We start from the raw sequence: 17,648 nt of genomic DNA on the forward strand, positions 1-17,648 counted from the left end.
GCGGCCCAGTTACCCCTCGAGGCGGACGGCCTGGGCGTGGTTCTCGCCGACGTCGGAGATGCGAATCTCGACCTCGTCGCCCTCGCTTAGGTCCTTCTCGGGCGCGGGCACGAATGTCACGAGCCCTTCGATATGGGCGACCGCCTTCGGGTCGCGCGGGTCGTCGTAGTCGGTGTCGTCGACGACGACCGTCCGGGTGTCACCGACGTTGACGATGTCGGTGGCGTCCCGTTTCTGGGCGTTGACGTGCGCGTCCTCCTTGTCGAGAACACGGTCCGAATACAGACCTCGGAGAGCGTCGAGGTCGTCGCGAAGGCCGTCGACCTCCTCTCGGAGTGCTTTGACCTCTGCCTGCTGCTCGTCGAGTTCCGCCTCTGCCTCCTGGAGGTTCGCGAGGAGCGACTCGTACGCACGCTCGAGGCCCTCGACCGTTTCGAGGCCTTCCTCGATCCGTTCGTCGAGTCCCTCGATGCGCGCGTTTTGGTCTTCGAGAGCCTCGGGAACCGCCACCAGGAAGGTGAAGAGGTCCTCGAGACCGTCGAGGTTCGATCGGATGTGGTGCGTGTGCGTGCCGCCGTTAGATGCGCTGGATGACATTGTATCTGTACACATTGAATGGCAACGCTATAAAAATTACTCTTGTAGTGGGTTCGTAGAGAGTTGTTTACCATATGTGACTTGATATATTTGCATCAATCGGTCATCGCTAGTGTCGACGTCGAGGAGACGGTAGCAGAAAATCCACATCTCTATCTGACTGCTCACCAGAGAATAGATACCAAAGCGGATGACTCGACGATTCGAGATTGGTGATGCCGTTCGTATTGATATCCCTGACGAGACGGATCCAGACCATGACCGGCTTCACGGCTGTCGGGGCGAGATCACTGCGATCCTGGAAGACGACGCCGGCGAGGTCACGGGCGACGTTCGAGATACGATGCTGTACCGCGTCCAGCTGGAGGATAACACGGAAGTTGATGTCCGATGGCGCGATCTTCGCCCGCCGTAAACGACCGTCTTCACGAGGATAGCCATTCGAACTTTCGAGAAACCTTACCAAACACCACCGCGCAGTATCCCCTCTGATGTTTGGTAAGATACGGGCCGTATTCAGCCTCTTGTTCTTCGTAATCCCCGAAGAGCGACGACAATCCGAGGGAGAATATCTACGTTTATGTGAGCGATGGCTGAACTGGGGTGTATGGCAGACCTGATTGTCAAATCGGCCGTGAAGGACGCACTCGACGACAACAACGTCTCCGCAGACTTCTACGAGGCGCTGGACGACGAAGTCGCCGAACTGCTCGACGACGCCGCACGACGAGCTGAGGCGAACGACCGGAAGACGGTCCAGCCGCGCGATCTGTAACCGACGCGTTGCGATCAGTCCTTTCTGAGCGGCGTGGGAATCCCGCCTGCAGTAAAGCGAGCGACCGCTCCGCAGCTGGGACACTCATCGACGAACGCACAGACTCGGAGCGAGGTTTCTAACTCACGAACGTTCCGACACACGGAACACTCGTACGCGGTATGATACCGAACTGACGGACGGTGCTGTTGCCGTCGTATCCGGGAGTTCGCTGCCGGTGTCGTCTTGCCGTGAGGCGTTGCTGTCGGCGGTTGCTCCCGGTTCGTCGTGGACTGCTCGTGATTGAGCTGCCCGGCCGAATCGGGAAGCGTGTCGTAGATGTGATCTGACTTGCTGATACCCATATCGAGAGCAGCAGACTCGGCTGGCTCGCGTGCGTCATCTGATCGGGGCTCCTCGACTGAGCTCCCGTCGACGTGTGATGTGTCTCGGTGCCCCAGAGGATCCGTCTGTGCCCACGCACCGAGTTCGACGGCTTCTGCCTGCTCGTAGAGCACGCCGTCGATGGCGGCCGCCAGTTCGGCGAGTGGCTCGGAGATCTCGGACTCGCCGTGTTTCTCGACGGCTTTCTCGAACAACCATTCTCGGAGGGTCGCTGCGGTCTCTCTATCGACCGTGTACGATGGAACAGAGTTCATTCGTCTCTCACTCCGGCCCTCTTGGACGCGACAAACCACACACCGTCTCCACCGACGTGAACGAGACTACATTCTGGTGTTAGTGAGGTTGTGGCTGCGCGCGCAGCGACCGGAGGGAGCGAGCACGGAGCGGTGGGTGGGGTGGAGGGGCGTCCACGGGCGGAGGTCGCCAATAAAACGGGGGAGTGTCCCGCTCAGCGCAGGGTGTCCCGTTCCGCCTCGAGGCCGACACCCGGGTCGTCGGTGCCGTGTTTGGCTTCGTAGGCGTCGACGAGCTCCCGACTGTACCGCGCGATCCGATTTCGGGACGTCGGCACGATCGTGCTCGCCGCCGCGGCGACCTGCTCTTGGGTGAGGTGCTTGCGCGAGAGCAGCCGATCCGCCGCGTACAGCGCGGACGCCGCGACGGTGCACCGTGGCGTCCCCGGCCCGACCGGCACCTGATCGCCGAGTTTCATCAGGTGTTGGGCCAGCCGCCACGTCCGCACGGCTCGCGCCCCAGGGATGGCGTCGTCATCAAGCGCGTCGACGACCGCCATCACGGCGTTGGGCCTGATGAGTGGCGCCTCGAACCCACATTCGCACCGTATCTTCCGCGCCGCAGCGCACACCCGCTCGTGGGGCGCCTTGGTGTGTGTCGCGACCGCGACATCGATCTCGTCCCGGTCGACCGATGAGGCTCGCGCAGCCAGGAGGACGGCGCCGCCGGCGAGTGCCTCCCAGGCCATCCGCCCGCCCGGCAGCCGCGCTTCTGAGGCGCTCCGGAGGAACTGTGCCGCCATCTTGACGACGTGGTCCGGCAAGCTCAGGTTGCCGCCGATCATCTCGACGTCCCGCAGCCCCTCGTTGAGCCGCTTCGTCCGCTTGCGCTTCTCGCCGAACTGCATCCGCTTGTGCCACTTCCGGAGGCGCTGGATCTTCTCCCACTGCTCGTTGCTCAGGGGATTACCCCGACCGTCGGTGTTCCTCCCGATCTTCGTGTGCAGGCCCTTGTCCGTCCGCAGCGGGTCCACCGTCTCGATGCTCTGGTCAGCGTCTCCGACCAGGCCCAAGTCGTTCAGCGTCGGGCTCAGGTCGACCCACTCGTCGGCGACGATCAGCCCGCAATCCGTGCAGAACGACTGCTCGTCTTCGGTGATCACCTGGCCCTCACACTCCGGACAGGTTGATCGCCCCGACGGCTCGTGTTCGACCGTCAGCTCGTGACCGCGTTCTTCGGTGGTCGTACTCTGTCCGTCCGAAACCGTCTTTTCGCTCGCGTTGTTACTCAACATTGGTCTTAGTCAGACCTGAAGGCGCTCACCACAGCGCCCGACTCCCCGTGTTCCAGCACGGGGTTTCCTCGACGTCACGACCGACAGAGCCGTCTGCGCGCTCTCGCTCGCGCCTTCGCGAGCGCCCTCCTGGGCGCGAGCGAGAGCGCGCCCGCACGGAGGGACTCAACCAGCGCCGCGCGCCGACCCGCCCGGAGCGAGCGACCAGCGGAGAAAGCGCGGGGGGTGAGCAGCCACGCCGCGCAACCCCCCGCGCTTTCCCGCTGGCGTCGAGGGCACATTCACTTTAGCCCGGAACGGGCGCGGGCGGTGCGGAGAGCGCCCGCATGCCCGGAATGGTCGGTCGCGAGCGACGCGGAGGGCGGCAGCGGCGCGCGGCGCGAGCCGTTCGAGACACACCGGACAGCCGATGTCGTCGATGAGGAAGCAGGCCGCTACCTGGCGGACTCAGAAAGGGCGCGGCCGCCTCGGTCGTCCCCCGACCCCGCAAGCACCGCAGGGACGAGGCGCGCAGGGGCGGTCGCGGGACGTCGAGCGGCCGAGGGCTTTCGACGATGATGCTTTACAATTGCGGGCTGGCTATCGGCACCCGAATGTCTGACCTGTATGATGCGATTATGTCGTGGGCTGCGGACAGTGAGTACATCGACCCCGAACACGTCTGGCCGCTCGGGATTGGCTCCATCGTCGTCCTCGTTGCGCTCGTCGATGTTCGGGCCCTGGACCAACTTCTGGCGTCGCTTGACGGATTTACGCAGCTACGACAGTTGCTGGTGATGGCACTGAAGGGGGTTGCCGCCGGGATGATTACGCACTTCGCCTACAGTACGAGCGACATCTCGTTTCGAAGCCGGCAGACACTCCAGAGCAAGGAACGGGCGCTCCTGATTATTCTCGGCGTCGGTGTCGGCGCTGGCCTCCTAATTGACGTCGTCATCCCCCAGCTGGTCGAGCCTTTTCCGTTCGTCGTCGTCCAGACGACCGGCCTCCTGCTCGTGGTCGGTATGTGGTACCTGCATCTGCTGATCGAGAATTGGAAGCTGTCGAACGAGTGGCCCCACGTTCTGAGTGGACTGCTCATCGCCTTCGGGCCCTATGCCCCATACCTGTTGTAGGACGAAGACAGGGGATATCGCGGTAGATGGCCATATTCGTTGCTATAGGAATCACTATAGGATTAGCTAACAACCAACGCTACCGTCGGCACTGTCAGAAGCATCCCCCGGACGCTGCGGCAGGACTCAATCTCAATCGTCCTGTCGCGCGTTCAGCTCTGCAAGGAATTGGCCGGCCGCCGTCCCGATTCGGACGCCGTCGACGTTGTCGACGTCGAGGTCCGCCGTAGCAGTTCGAAACGGATACTCCTCAACGAGAATCCGATGGATAACGGTCCGAATAGTCTCCGAGCCATATCTGTCGACGACAGTCGCCATCGCTTCGTCCAGGTGGGCGTCTTGGTGGTCCACCCGTGGGTTCTCTGATCGCTCGAGAACAAGGTCGACGACGTCAGCAACCGATGGATGCTCGGGGTTCCCGGTGCGCTCACGAACGTCATAGAGGGGCTCAGCGTCGGTCATCATACTCACTCCGTCGCGTTCTCGTTCGTGTCTTCCGCCGCTGGCTCCAGCCGTCGCTGTCGACGAACCTCCGCGAGCGTGTCCTCCAGCGTTCCGAGCGCCTCGATGGCTGCGAGTTCATCGGTAATCTCTTTTAGAAGGGGGGGGGTCGCTCGATCGCGTCAGCATCGCCGGCGGTCGTCTCGATTGCCTCCACGCGGAGCCGGCGCTCCTCCTGCCACCCACAGTCCCAGCACGTCCGGACGACGTCGAGCCGCTCGTCTTCAGCAGCATCGAGCACTGCGTCGGACAGTGACGTCGACGGCGGTCGGTCCGGCCCGACCTCGTGCGAGACCGGGCCACCGCACGCAGGACAGTCCATATCCCACGGGATGCGCGCCGCCGTCATCAACATCGGGGCCCCACGAGACGAACTCACAGACAGCGCTGTCGAGGACCCGATCCCGATACCCCGAGCAGGTCGTTAGGACGACAATTACCTCGGTGACTCAGTACACGAGACTGTTCTCTCAAACTGATACATCTTGGAAGTCAGGACTCCACAGATGGCCCCTCGGCCGGAGAGAGCCGGCGGCCTTCGCACATTGCATATCGCCCCTTTCTTTGGACGAAACCCGCGATTTGCAAGGCGGAATAACGCACTCAAATCGCAGAAGAATCCCGTCGGGCCGATTTGAGTCGATAGAAAATACCTCGACGAGCTGCCGCCTCACCACTATTTCGCTAAAATTGCTCGACCACGGGGTAAACAGAGCAAATTCGGGGAGTACCGATGAGAGCCACGAACGACTCTGTGTCAAGAATGCCTCGCTGGATGGCCGCGCTCTCCCGGACCACATCGAAAGAAACCCCCGATTCCCGCGAATTCGGGACGTTGAGCCCACTCAAAATTGCCCGACGGGGTTTCAGTACAAGAGAGACAGTACTACACGCAATCCTCTCGATATCCTGAAAGAAAACTCCTTCACAGTCCGAACTCGGTAGTAGACACGCACAGGGGTTAACCAACAATCTGAATCGAAAGCAGAGCCTGTTGGTTAATGATCTACCCCCCTCCACTGTTTCCGAAGCTTTGTCGCCGGCGATCCATCTGAGAGGCGGAACCAGCGAAGACTCGATGTCAGTCACGACCGGTGTACAGGCCTGGCTCGCCTCACGAGTAGGACGGAATTTGAAGACCACAGCACTCGAAAGATTAGGAGAGGCGATGGTCGATGGTTCACGCACCGCCAGAAGCTCGAACGCGAGCTGACGACATCCTCGAGGACTGGTCCCCGCCGTCGCTCGATATTCTCTGGGCGATCGCGCAGTGGTACAACGGCACCGTGCTGGAGCGAGACAACCAGCGCTATCACATCGGGTGGCACCGTCCACCGGACCTCCAGACGCTCGTCGGCTGTTCCGACGCGGAGTGGGAGCAACGATACGAAGCTGCGTTCACCGACCTGCAAGCCCCCGCGACGTCGCCGACGCTCGTCGACGACCGACGCCACGGCCAGAGCGAGGAGTCACAGCCGTGGCTCACGGAGCAGTACATCCTCCGGCGTAAGGTTCGGTGGACACCGACCCGGAGCGCGCGAACCGCGATGGACACGCTCTTCGCCGGCCTGTTTGATGACGACGAGCTCCCACAGCACCAGCTCGAGCCCGACACCGGCCTCGTCGGCGACTGGGACGAGTCACTCCTCCACCGTACCGGCGTGGCCGTCGTCTCCGCAGTCTGGCGCCAGCAGGGACGCTCCGTCAAGCAATATCCCGGCGAACAGGGGCAGGCCCAGCCGGATGTTCGGAGTACAGCACTCGACGGTACCACCTGGGAAGCCGAAGTGCTGACTGACCACCATGACCGGGCGATGCCCCGTTCAAAGTTCGCGACCTTCGCCGAACAACCGGAGCGACAGCATCTCTGGATCTTCGAGAATCGAGAAACTGCTTTCGAGACGCTGAACCGCCTCCACGAGGCCGGAGACGTCGACTGCAAGATCGCGAACGCGCCGTTCGACACGCCGGAGAACTACAGCCTCCAAGTCGGCAACCGCTACCTCGACCAGAGCCACACCGACGCCGACTACCACTGTCCCGGCATCGACCGGATCGACACGATCACCGGCTGGTACGGCCGCCACTACGACGACGCCGCTCGCGCCCACCTCACGACATCGACATCCACCACCCACTCCTGAGATCTCTCACCAATCAGACATACCTCACCTAGACACCTCTCTCACAGTGTAACCTACCCTCACTCCCCATGATAATCGCGGAGATTTACGGAGGTGAGAGCCATCGAATCAAAGGTAGCTCGATACGCTGAACCTATAGAATCAACCTGAAATACCTGCGTAACCGCTCAGCCTGAGAAGAAGAGAAATTTACAGAGGTTACTTGCGAGTTCTGTCTGGTTCTATATAATTTCTCTCCGAGCCACTTCGCCGATATGAGCGTCTGGCCACCAGCGAAACAGAGGAAGTGAACCGACTTATCCTGAATCTTCGTCCTCGGCTGTATCCTGCTCAGCTGATTCGACTTCCTCCTGGATCATCTCCGCGAACTCGGATTGACCGACAAATCCACCTCCAATACCGGCTGCTAAGACGTCCTGCCGATGACTAAGCCAGTCCTCGAATGACTCATCTGTATCGATGTCAAATGCGTATCGATACCCTGTCTGGGGCATCTCAACCGGGTCAACCGTCTGTCTGAAATTCAGCCACTGAGTCGGGTCAATCTCCTCTGCTAAGAGTTGTTCAATAACGGCGATGATCTCGTCGTCCGAGACCTCACGACGCAACATCGGATTAAACTCCTCCATAACGCCATCTGGCGTTTCGTTCGACAAGTACTCGAGATAGAGTGTCGTACCAATCCACAGCTGTTTGAATGAGTCCAACTCACTATCAGAAAGCTCCGAGACGGCCTTCACCCAGCCGTAACCGACATGCCCCCAGTCGGGGAAATTCACACCTGTCTTCAATTCATAGCGGAGAAATGCACCCGTGAGCTCGGCAACCGAAATATAGACCGCTTGGAGAGCTCGAGCTTCCGAATACGAATCGTGGGCAAGTCCTGGATAGGGAGAACTCCAGTTTGTAGTGTCGTCATCAATCGCATCGGCTGTCGAGTCCACGAGTTCCCGCAAAATCCCGGGGAAGTAGTTGATGATCGCGCTTGTGTACCTTCGATCGTAGTTTTGATTCTCGTCTCGGACGTGAACCGAGTTCGCCAGCTGCCAGCCCAAGTAGCGCGTCGCCTTACCCGTTCCCTTCCACAGACCAGCCTCAGCAGCGTTTTGTAACACATCCTTCGACGATTCGATCGCCTCTCCCCGCACTCGTTCATCGATACCGTCGTAATCCAAATCGAGGACGAGATCCGAGAGTCCTTGCACAGGGAGGAGAACAGGTCGATCCAGCGATTCGTCAACGCCAGCCTGCCCGATTGTCTCCAAGGTACTCACTACCTCGGTCGCACCCTCCTCTAATTCCGTCGCAACAGCAGTCTCACCAGTGCTGGTGAGTCGATTCGTACAGAGGTCTTCCAGTGAGTCACCGACAGGTGTGTCCTCTTCAAGCATCTCTACAGAACACTCTGCTAAGAGTTCGGTCACCCGTCGGCTGATGATATCTAACCCCAGATAGACGGCGGCAGCATCTCGTTCGTTGATCTGTGAATTAATGACGGACAATACGACAAGGAACGGGTCCGGTTCACGATGATCATCACTCGACGCCTCTGCCTGGTCGATAATTTGAGAAGCAGTCAGATCGTCCTCCAGTCGATCTAGAATTCCCTCAGGAGTACTCTGTTCTAGAGTACGGTCGACGAAGTCGAAGAGCGAAACAAACGCGACAATCGCCAGAAGTCCAGAAAAATACATCCACAGCTCTATCCAGAAGCCGTCTACATACCCGTACGCGAACAATCCTAAGAGGCTGATGCCGATCGAGACAGCAAATACCCCGACTGTTCGTAGATAAATCGTGTCCGAACGGAAGAGGTCGGGAAGACGGGGAGAATACTGTGAGGTAGACAGCTGAACGCCTAAGATCACCACCGAAAAGACGATCGCGAAAATCGAAGCCTGAATTCCTGCCAAGGTGGAGAAGATGGACGTCCCGACGGCTGAGAGATCCATATTCAAACAGTACGCAGAGACAGGCAGGATCAGTAGCGCCAAAACGAGGGGATAGCGGAATTTATAGAACGTCTCGTTACGCATTCAGTTCAATTGCGAGTTGGCTGGTACAAGACGTTACTGGAGTCCGAGGCTGTCAATTCGCGGCTCTGGGGTCGTAGTAATCGTCGATCAACTCAAGTGCCTGTTCGATAGTTCGCTCGTCATACAGCACATCCTCCGAAACAAGACGCACCCACCTGGACCGATATCGATCCGATTGTCGAACCAGCCGTTCTATTTGCTCGCCATCGCCACCGGTCCAATACGCGAGTTGGCTACAGAACGCGACGTCAGCCTCTGTTTGACTCGCATACCCTGCACTACTGCCGCTCCACAGGCGCCGGAAGACGTCACTAGCGGGCCCGTACTGTGCCCGTTCGATGACGGTGGTATCACTCAAATCAACGTCGACACCGGGCTCTGATGGCAACCCACCGAATTCCTGAACATCGACGGCAGACAACGTGGCCGCAGTCTCGGCTGGATCAGTAGCTCCTTTCCACGCCTTGTAGACGGCCCGGAGTGCCGCCGTCCGCTCGGTAATCGTCGCCGCTGTCGACGACAACTGCTCGCCTGTGATTGGGATATGGAACTCCGCATCACAGATTTTGATCGGCCCGGAGGTCCAACTCGGGGGCTGCCCCGCAACGATAATCCGAATGCTTTGGCCGCCAGATACAACTTCGGTGTAGGAATCAAGCGTCTCAATCACCGTCTGGGCCCAGTCATCGAGATCGCCCGTCTTTGGGTCGCGACAGCTGCCGAGTACGACGCCAGTGAATGGGTCCTCACGAGTCGGGTAGAAAGCGAGTCCGTTGACATCCATCTCGGAAGCCGTTGCCGCGGTGTATGCATCCTCAAAACTGCCCCAGGTCATTTCATCATCAAAGGTTGCGCGCTCGCCAGTGGCCGGATCGATTGGTGTGAGGAAAACCCCCTCCGATGAGTCATCAGCGTCATCTGCCCGCCAGCAGACCCACTGCTCGCGTTCGCGAAGCGCCTCAGGAACGGTCTCCCAACCGGGAATGTGGTCACTGAGCATCGGTACGACCTCCCTCTGGATCGCCAAGATGTCTCGTCTTGTCCGAACGGTCACACAGTTCTGTAGAGCGTCGATACTTGGGGGGCGACATTAGTGAGTGACAGGACCGCATAGAACTTGTACTCTCTGGGGGCGGAGAAGTCTCACACTCGATCATAATCGGAACTGCCCCCATTACTAGCGGAGAGAATTCCGAGTATGAAATCGGGTATTGGAAACACATACCCGCAAAATCGCCAAAATAGGGAGTATATTCAACCTAGGAATTTTTTGAGAGCACCTCTGATATACTCGCTCCAGGGTCGAGGATCGTCGACGGAGGAATATCTGAGACCCAGAATCCCAGTGAGTGTATAAAAGAGCCCAAATCCAAAAAACAGCAGACCGATTAAGAATAAAATGGCACCGACGATTTGAGATTCAATAACCACTGTTGGCAGCGAGACACCAGCGACGCTCGGGAAATTGTAAGGGCCGAGCTGGAAAGCGGTGAGGAGCATAATGAACCCAAAAACAGTTGACCCGCCTGCAATCGCCAACAGATGGATTCCGAGCCGATAAGAGTCGGCCCAGAAAGATTGTATGTATCCAAAGCGTTCGCGGGCTATCTCCTCTGCAGTTTCGTCGGGGAAATCTTCGGCATCTATCTCAGCGGATTCGATGATTTGTGTTACTTTATTTTCCGAGATGGTTTGTGGATCTGCTGATTCAAGGATTTCCTCAATCTTCTCATCCGACAGTAAGCCTGGATCAGCTGCCTCAACGATTTCCGTCTTCTTTTCATCAGAGAAATCGGACACTGGTAATGCTTCAGCGACCCATCGTGCTTGCTCTGTCGGAACATCATCTAACTCAGCCGACTGCAGTACTCCGGAAATTTGATTGGTAAGATCCGCATCCGCATCGAGTTCTTCAGGAGCGAGATCCCAGACATAGCCTGGACCGGACTCCCGTTTTGTGACCTCCCCCTGGTCTCGTAATTCTTTGAGACGTTTGCGGACCGTCGTGGGGGTCGTATCCTTGTCTAGAGCCTCAGTGATTTCACGGGGGGTGGCTGGGAGTTCATTCGCGTCTTGGAGTCCGCGCATCGCTCCACGGACCTGGGCAAGTGTAACAGATCGTGATGGGCCCCGTGAGCTGGACATAACGTACGCGATTCCCTTCCGTATTCAGAATAGTTCTCATATCACCGCAAAAGGCTTTTGGGAAACTCGGCCCCATATGGCAGTAAGATGCTCTGAACAACGCTACGCGCGTGGCTCGTCCCAGCTACGCATTCAGAAAGGCCAGCTCCCCCAGCTGAGGATTCCCCCAACCGAGGCAGCCGACCAAGCAGACTCGGTTGAGTGGAACCGGATACCAGCCAGGGGACGACCAAATGGGCTGGTTAGTAGTGCCCAGACCAAGGTCAGGGGCCGGTCTATGTATCACTTATGGTGGTAGATGGACGCCTGGGTTTGGGTGCTACTGAGCCCAACCACCAGAACACCCGACCATATGATAATCCCAGACCTCGCGGAGGAAATCCGTGATGGCACGCCAAATGCGGACAGTACGGAGGACGTGATCAAGCTCAGCCGCTGTATGTATCGGGATGGCTTAGTGCCGGACACCGACGCATCGAGGACCCGCTCAGCGCTCGAAGATCTCTTCGACGGGTATCTAGACCACAACGTGAGTACGTGTCTTCGCCACCTACACGACCTCGACCTAGTCAATCGGTGGGTTGAGGGACCGGAGACACTCATCATTCACGACCGTCGCGATGAAATCGTCAACGGCGAAGACCTGGAGAGACTCGTCGTCGAGGAGATCGAACGTGTGATTGCGGATATGCAGGCAGACGATCCATCCGACGATAGCGACGATACAGCAGCCGTAGCAGATGGTGGAAGACCGGACGACACTCGAGTTCTCCGAGACACATTAGCGGACGCCTTTGAGGTCGATCCCGAGGACGTCGAGGACGAACTCCGGTCTGGAGACGTCTTGGACCGAATCGACAAACTCGGAACAGCGGTGACCGCCATCGACTTCGATTCGGCCGTCGAGAAGGATCGAGAGTACGACGACATCCGGTTCATCCGGAACCCCTACCAGTACGAACTGTCTGAACGGGCGATGAACCTCATCAACGCATAAAGGTGTAAACAATGGGAGATGAACTCGGATACGAGATCTTCGCGTCGATCGTCATCATCGCTGTTTTCGGAGCGGTGATTCTAGCACTGCTTGGCATCGATCCAAGCGGTTACATCAACCTGCTTCCGGTCATCGTGGTCGGCGCCTTCATCATCGGGTTAGTCGTGACGATTGGAAAGACAGCGTCCAGTCTTCTGGGGTAGCTGTGTCAAATCCCCTGCTGCGCCGTACTTTTCCTGGTAGATTGAGACGAAGATTGAGCGATAGCTAATCAGTTTCCGACTTTGTTAATGGAGTCGGAAACTCAAAGTGGCTGGCACAGGTTCTCGAGGGTAACTGTATATAAACCGATGTCCACCGAGACGAATTCGGAAACTCAGTCGAACGAACAGGCCGATGTCTGGCTCACGCCCGACCAGGTCGACGCGATGCGCGATGTGGCGATCGACACCGGGGCCAAGTACCTCCGACAGCGGAACGAGGCCATCATCACGTTGCTCGCAGATACCGGGCTCCGCAACGAGGAGCTCACGCAGCTGACGGTCGAGATGTACCTGCGTGACCAGGGGGAACTCTATCTCCCGAAAGAGATCCAGAAATCGAGTCACAACGGCCGCTCTGATTGGCCACGATCCCACCATCTCGAGCTCGACGTCGACGGGACGTTAGGTACACAGCGCTCCCTGAACAGTTACCTCGACAATCGATGGAAGGAGAGTCCCTATCTATTCCCGAGTCGCCAGAAAGAGCAGATCACGACCCGGTCAGTCCGGAATCTCGTTAAACGCGCTGCGGTCGAAGCTGATGTGCGTCCCTACAAATACGAGAATGGGGACTTCGGACGCGGTGACCCTCAGGACGTCCATCCTCATGTCCTCCGCCACAGTCTCGCCTACCGGCTCCTGCACGAGCGCGACGACGATAAGTTCGATATCTACTTTGTCCGGAATCGGCTGCGGCATGCCTCCCTCCAGACGACGCTCCGAGAGTACGATCACTTCCGAACGATATGACTGTCTGTAAGGTCGGAAGAATATGAACTAGAGAAAGGCGATACAGTCTGGATCAAGATCGTTGACATTGGTCACTTCCAAGCTTGAGTCCTCGTGCTGTCACGGGCATCGTAGTCTTCTCTGCTCGTGATACCGCAATCAGCCTGAAAAGGAGCCGGAGTTCAACCCGGCTTGGACGATACTGTCCCGTTACCGTTCCAACTCGAGAAGTCTCTCGAACGCCAATTCCTCGACCTTACTAATGTGGTCGACGATTTCGTTATCGGTGTTGATCTGGTACATTTGACTACCGCCCCTCTCTCTAGTCTTGACGACGAGACCCATCTCCTGTAGCTCCCCAATGTTCTCGTAGACCGTACTCCGGGCCACTCCACTGATCTTGTGGATGTCGCTGATAGTTAAATCATGATCGCGCTCGCTCAATAGCGCCGAGAGGATCTTCACCTTGCCTGACTCACCGAACACGTGGGTGAGAGGGGCGTCATCGGAGTATGCGTCGTCGTTTTCTGGCCCATCTCGTTTGATCTCCGTAGGCATCACAACCCAACCTTGTATTCCGATAGCATATATCCGTTTGGGCGGAGGACATCGTTGTTGGATTGTCCAACACACTTATATACTCGTGTGCTGTATGGTCTCGTGTGACCGTCCGGCAGAAACATACCAAGGTCATCCACAAACTCCTCTACCGACGCTGCTTCGCGGGCGATCCCGTCTCACCCGAAACAGTCGCTGACTGGTTTCCAGTTGGCGAGGCTGAGCAGGTCAAGCGAGAAATCGAACGGATGGCCTCCGATCCAGGCGCACCGGTTCGTGTAGTAGACGAGGGCCCAGACGTCTGCTTATCCAGCGTCGAGGAGGCTTTGATTTACCTCGACAAACACGATAGCTACGTCCCTTCCGGGCTCGAGGCATTCCTTCAGACCACTCCTGTGAATGAGTCACGACTTTAGCATCATCCGCGAGGAGAACGGCGATCAGCCCAGCGTCGACGACCAAATGACCGTCGCGCGAACTCTCTACGAGGAGGGTATCACTACCGAGGAAACAGCGCTGAAAGAGGACGAGATCGCGGAACTTCTCGAGGAACGCGACGTTCATCTGGAGTACAAACTCCGGACGTGCCTCGACAACCTCCGTGACATCCCGGTGATCGTGGGGCACTTCCCACCCGGCTCGAAATACGTCCCGATCAGCGAGCGGCGCGACGAGATCATCTTCGACGAGGTCGAGGAGACGGTACGCGTCGACCGTGAGTCCCTCATCGAACACATTCACGATGACGACCCAGACGACGAGGACGAACTGCCGCTGACCGCCGACGGTCGCGGGGCTACAGTACGAGAGGTAGTCGCTGACGACGCCGACATCGATCCCGAGGACGTCGAGCACTACCTCCGTAGCGGCAACCGCGACACCCAGCGCGAGCGGCTCAACGACGCCATCGACGCGATCGTCGGTTCCGATGAGGTGACGAAACGCGACGATTACGGCAAGGTCGTGTTCCGCCACAAAGCCTACCGCTACCACCTGATCTGACGGAGAACTCTCTATGTCCCAAACGACTGATACCCCCAGTTGGAGCGCCCCGAAAACCGAGTTCGAGGAACTGCTCGACTCGAGTTTTGTTCGTGACACCACGACTCCCGACAGCGTCAGCCACTCCAAGGCCGACCGGATGCTACGGCTGACCACGACGGATCTCTTCTTCAAGGGGATTCGCCCCGACTTCGACAAGCGCGACCTCGACTTTCTCTGCGACCTCGTCTGTGCGAATCTCGGTCGACATCTCGACTTGCCTGTCCTCCCGCAGTATCCCGTCGAGCATCCCGAGTACGGCCTTGGCCTGGTGAGTCCGCACCTCGAGGGGGAAACCGGGATCGCCGTCGACGACCACAGCCAGCTCGCGAACGGCGACAAAGTTCCACAGCTCTGTGTGTTCGAAGAGTGGGTAATGAACACCGACGACAAGGCGGAACATTTCCGGACAGTCGACCATGAAGGGGAAAAGCGGGTCTATGCGTTCGACCACGGACACACGCTCCACCAGGCGAACAGCTTCGACGGGCAGGTTGAAACCAACGACCGCATTCGGCAAAGCGTCGGTCAGAACCCTTACAACTACGGATCGCCGTCGGAGGTCACGTCCGGAGTCGAGTTGATCCAGGGAACCACCGACGAAGAGACCCGTCGTGTCGTAAGAAAGTCGCTCGATCAAATTCGAAGAGCTTCGCCGGACGATCCAGATATCGAGTCGCTCGTCGAGGATGCCGATACTCACACGACGACCGTGGTCAACACCTCCGAGAACGCCGGCGCAATATCGACCAGATCATCAAATCAAAATTTCAGTAGAACAAGTAGAAGATGGTATCCAGCCCCAAAACCGACGGGCGATCAGTTGAAATCGAGTGACTGTACGTGAGGCTCCTGAGTCTATTCCGGAAGGCTGTCGGCGATTTTCGTTATAACAAAGCCGCTGCTTTTGTCCATGGAACGCGAGTGCTGACGATGGCCATCGGCGGAGCCGTCGCTGGGCTCAGCATTCTCGCCTACTTCGATATCATTCGGCCTGTCCAAGTGCTCCAGGCAGCTGGATACGCAGCCCTCCTATTCGTGATGGACTACGCGTTCCTCAGAGACCTCGCCTTCGGACTCCGGTTCATCGCGCCCGATCTTTTTGGCTTTCTCAGCCTCTCAACCATCGTATCCGGAGTAACGGCAGTCGGGGCACTGTCCATCGCCTGGCGCTGGCATCGATCTCAATGATAGGCATTCGATACTCCACGTGAGGGGAGCAGTTGGGACGGACAGCAGCTATACTAATTCCTATAGGAATTATATTAGAGATAGCTATAGGTCTACGCCAAACCGCTCACGGTGATTACAATCGACCCAATATATCATATGTCGCTATACGGAATAGCGAGGGGATGCTACAGGTTTCTCTATAGGGAAAGCTATAGCTTAGAGGCCCTTGGTCGCCTGTTCGCGGGCCGCCTCCCGAACTGCCTCGAATTCTTTGGGAGCTGCCTCCTGGAACCCGAGACGGAGTGCAAGGCGAAGGATCTCACTCCGGTCGACATCGCCCTCCTCGATATCTAGCTGGCGCTGAAGCGCGTGGCCGACCTCCTCCAAGCGATCAGGATTCTCCTCAAGTGCACGAATGAACGCCGCGAGATGTCCATCCCACACGCTGATGGTCTTCTGTTTGTCGCCGGCGTCGATAGCCTCCAACTCATCGAGGATGTTCTCGACGAGATCGCGCCTCGCGTCTTCGGCAGCCGCTTCTTCGATCCGGTCACCGTGGGACGTCTGTTCGCGAAGCGCCGCAAGGTCGTCGTCATCTTCAGCCACCGTGATCACCTCCAAGACGGGAAACAAGCGTTTCAGCAGCGTCGAGATACGCCTCCCGAGCCCGGCGAGCCGTCGTCGACGGCTCCTGGAGCGCAAACGCAGTCTGGCCGTGTTCCGCAGCGTTCCGGATGTCCTGTGAATACGGGACGTAGTCGGGCGCGATGGCGTCCGGATACTCCGACTCGAACGCGTCCAGGTACTCCTCGGCGAGATTCGTTCGGGTATCGACCTTGTTCGGGAGCACGAGCGTGAGCTCGATGTCGACCGCGAAATTGTCGGCAATCTTCCCGAGGTCGCGACGGAGGGCATCAGCCTGCTCGGCCTCGAACGGTCCCATCTCGACGGGCGTGATGACGTGACGGGCGGCCCACAGTCCGTTGTAGGCGACGTTATTCGTCATTCCCGGGAGGTCGACCAAGACGACGTCATAGCCGAGCGGGTCGACGTACTCGTCGAGGAACTGTTCGAGACGACTGTAGCGCTCGCGGGCATCGTCGATATTCCCGAGTTCGGCGTCGAGGGTGTCGAGGCCGGGATGGGCCGGGATAAGGTCCGGTCCCTCAGCAGTCGGAACAACGAGATCAGCAAGAGTGTCATCGCCCAGCTTCTCGGCGATCGTGCCCCAGGCGTCGTCGAAGACAGTGCTGATATTCGGCCATGCCTCGTCGGCCTCGATCCGCGCCTGGTAGTCCCCCCAGACGCCGAAGTGCTTCGCGAGATCGCCCTGCTTCCCGGCGAGATCTACGAGCAGGACCTCGTGGCCCAGCTCCTCGAGGGCGACGCCGAGGTGGGCGACGGTCGTCGTCTTCCCGGTGCCGCCTTTGTCGAGGAACGCGGCGGCGCGCAGTGTATCGCTCATCGTGGTTTCCCTATAGTATCTCCTATAGTGAAGCCTGTAGGCTTAAAACTACGTCAGACACTGGTGCTCTATAGACTATAGCTAATCCTATAGAATATTGGAGTCCTCCTTTTAGCACCGTTCAAGACGTGAGAGTGGGAGCAGGACGTTTCGATTGCCGAGAAAAATTTATACAATCGTATAGACTACGTGGAGGT

Annotated in this window: 21 protein-coding genes and 1 pseudogene; 11 read left to right on the plus strand and 11 right to left on the minus strand. The window is 58.2% G+C overall.

Annotation, left to right across the window (positions count from 1 at the left end; genetic code table 11):
* Positions 1-9: 9 nt before the first annotated feature.
* A complete protein-coding gene (locus tag DU502_RS17890; protein WP_121922140.1) occupies positions 10-597 on the minus strand; it encodes a hypothetical protein in 588 nt (195 codons plus the stop codon).
* 190 nt (positions 598-787) lie between these two features.
* Here DU502_RS17890 and DU502_RS18810 point away from each other — a divergent pair, with 190 nt between their 5' ends.
* Positions 788-1,012: a hypothetical protein gene (locus DU502_RS18810; RefSeq protein ID WP_121922141.1), complete on the plus strand. Its 225-nt coding sequence runs from the start codon at positions 788-790 to the stop codon at positions 1,010-1,012.
* A gap of 192 nt (positions 1,013-1,204) precedes the next feature.
* Positions 1,205-1,372, plus strand: a complete 168-nt coding sequence (locus tag DU502_RS17900; protein ID WP_121922142.1) for a DUF1931 domain-containing protein — start codon at positions 1,205-1,207, stop codon at positions 1,370-1,372.
* A 14-nt stretch (positions 1,373-1,386) separates the two neighbouring features.
* On the opposite strand, the gene DU502_RS17905 is transcribed toward DU502_RS17900, so the two are convergent.
* Together DU502_RS17905 and DU502_RS17910 are read right to left on the minus strand one after the other, a co-directional pair.
* On the minus strand, positions 1,387-2,010 hold the full coding sequence (locus DU502_RS17905) for a hypothetical protein (RefSeq protein ID WP_121922143.1): 624 nt from the start codon (positions 2,008-2,010) through the stop codon (positions 1,387-1,389).
* 194 nt (positions 2,011-2,204) lie between these two features.
* Complete coding sequence (locus tag DU502_RS17910) at positions 2,205-3,284, minus strand: transcription initiation factor IIB (protein WP_199722791.1); 1,080 nt, start codon at positions 3,282-3,284, stop codon at positions 2,205-2,207.
* A 554-nt stretch (positions 3,285-3,838) separates the two neighbouring features.
* Here DU502_RS17910 and DU502_RS18815 point away from each other — a divergent pair.
* Positions 3,839-4,399, plus strand: coding sequence for a hypothetical protein (locus DU502_RS18815; RefSeq protein ID WP_243695933.1), 561 nt, complete (start codon positions 3,839-3,841; stop codon positions 4,397-4,399).
* A gap of 132 nt (positions 4,400-4,531) precedes the next feature.
* On the opposite strand, the gene DU502_RS17925 is transcribed toward DU502_RS18815, so the two are convergent.
* Together DU502_RS17925 and DU502_RS17930 are read right to left on the minus strand one after the other, a co-directional pair.
* Positions 4,532-4,861: a hypothetical protein gene (locus DU502_RS17925; RefSeq protein ID WP_121922149.1), complete on the minus strand. Its 330-nt coding sequence runs from the start codon at positions 4,859-4,861 to the stop codon at positions 4,532-4,534.
* 5 nt (positions 4,862-4,866) lie between these two features.
* Positions 4,867-5,255 (minus strand): annotated as a pseudogene (locus DU502_RS17930) (hypothetical protein).
* A gap of 820 nt (positions 5,256-6,075) precedes the next feature.
* Between DU502_RS17930 and DU502_RS17935 the strand changes: the two are divergent.
* Complete coding sequence (locus tag DU502_RS17935; protein ID WP_121922145.1) at positions 6,076-7,044, plus strand: hypothetical protein; 969 nt, start codon at positions 6,076-6,078, stop codon at positions 7,042-7,044.
* 296 nt (positions 7,045-7,340) lie between these two features.
* Here the strand turns inward: DU502_RS17935 and DU502_RS17940 are convergent, their stop codons facing one another.
* The 3 genes from DU502_RS17940 to DU502_RS17950 form a co-directional block, all read right to left on the minus strand.
* Entirely contained in the window at positions 7,341-9,080 is a 1,740-nt protein-coding gene (locus tag DU502_RS17940; protein ID WP_241966879.1) for a DUF2254 family protein, read from the minus strand.
* A 52-nt stretch (positions 9,081-9,132) separates the two neighbouring features.
* Positions 9,133-10,080, minus strand: a complete 948-nt coding sequence (locus tag DU502_RS17945; protein ID WP_124897126.1) for a phage NrS-1 polymerase family protein — start codon at positions 10,078-10,080, stop codon at positions 9,133-9,135.
* Positions 10,081-10,334: 254 nt separating this feature from the next.
* A complete protein-coding gene (locus tag DU502_RS17950) occupies positions 10,335-11,168 on the minus strand; it encodes a hypothetical protein (protein WP_121922110.1) in 834 nt (277 codons plus the stop codon).
* Positions 11,169-11,523: 355 nt separating this feature from the next.
* On the opposite strand from DU502_RS17950, the gene DU502_RS17955 reads away from it, so the two are divergent.
* The 3 genes from DU502_RS17955 to DU502_RS17965 all read left to right on the plus strand — a co-directional run bounded on the left by DU502_RS17955 (position 11,524) and on the right by DU502_RS17965 (position 13,235).
* Positions 11,524-12,222, plus strand: a complete 699-nt coding sequence (locus DU502_RS17955) for a hypothetical protein (protein ID WP_124897127.1) — start codon at positions 11,524-11,526, stop codon at positions 12,220-12,222.
* A gap of 11 nt (positions 12,223-12,233) precedes the next feature.
* Complete coding sequence (locus DU502_RS17960) at positions 12,234-12,425, plus strand: hypothetical protein (RefSeq protein ID WP_121922112.1); 192 nt, start codon at positions 12,234-12,236, stop codon at positions 12,423-12,425.
* Positions 12,426-12,572: 147 nt separating this feature from the next.
* Entirely contained in the window at positions 12,573-13,235 is a 663-nt protein-coding gene (locus DU502_RS17965) for a tyrosine-type recombinase/integrase (RefSeq protein ID WP_121922113.1), read from the plus strand.
* Positions 13,236-13,424: 189 nt separating this feature from the next.
* On the opposite strand, the gene DU502_RS17970 is transcribed toward DU502_RS17965, so the two are convergent.
* Positions 13,425-13,772, minus strand: a complete 348-nt coding sequence (locus DU502_RS17970; RefSeq protein ID WP_121922114.1) for a winged helix-turn-helix domain-containing protein — start codon at positions 13,770-13,772, stop codon at positions 13,425-13,427.
* Between the two features lie 104 nt (positions 13,773-13,876).
* On the opposite strand from DU502_RS17970, the gene DU502_RS17975 reads away from it, so the two are divergent.
* The 4 genes from DU502_RS17975 (at position 13,877) to DU502_RS17990 (ending at position 16,004) form a co-directional block, all read left to right on the plus strand.
* On the plus strand, positions 13,877-14,188 hold the full coding sequence (locus DU502_RS17975; protein WP_124897128.1) for a hypothetical protein: 312 nt from the start codon (positions 13,877-13,879) through the stop codon (positions 14,186-14,188).
* Positions 14,172-14,774 carry a hypothetical protein gene (locus tag DU502_RS17980; RefSeq protein ID WP_121922115.1) on the plus strand — a complete coding sequence of 201 codons (603 nt, stop codon included), beginning with the start codon at positions 14,172-14,174 and terminating at the stop codon, positions 14,772-14,774. Before DU502_RS17975 ends, DU502_RS17980 begins: the two co-directional genes overlap by 17 nt.
* A gap of 13 nt (positions 14,775-14,787) precedes the next feature.
* A complete protein-coding gene (locus DU502_RS17985) occupies positions 14,788-15,660 on the plus strand; it encodes a hypothetical protein (protein ID WP_124897129.1) in 873 nt (290 codons plus the stop codon).
* Positions 15,661-15,746: 86 nt separating this feature from the next.
* Positions 15,747-16,004, plus strand: a complete 258-nt coding sequence (locus DU502_RS17990) for a hypothetical protein (protein ID WP_124897130.1) — start codon at positions 15,747-15,749, stop codon at positions 16,002-16,004.
* Between the two features lie 198 nt (positions 16,005-16,202).
* On the opposite strand, the gene DU502_RS17995 is transcribed toward DU502_RS17990, so the two are convergent.
* On the minus strand, positions 16,203-16,592 hold the full coding sequence (locus DU502_RS17995; RefSeq protein WP_121922146.1) for a hypothetical protein: 390 nt from the start codon (positions 16,590-16,592) through the stop codon (positions 16,203-16,205).
* A complete protein-coding gene (locus tag DU502_RS18000; protein WP_121922118.1) occupies positions 16,585-17,451 on the minus strand; it encodes a ParA family protein in 867 nt (288 codons plus the stop codon). Before DU502_RS18000 ends, DU502_RS17995 begins: the two co-directional genes overlap by 8 nt.
* Between the last annotated feature and the right edge of the window lie 197 nt (positions 17,452-17,648).

Source organism: Haloplanus aerogenes (assembly GCF_003856835.1).
Taxonomy (GTDB): Archaea; Halobacteriota; Halobacteria; order Halobacteriales; family Haloferacaceae; genus Haloplanus; species Haloplanus aerogenes.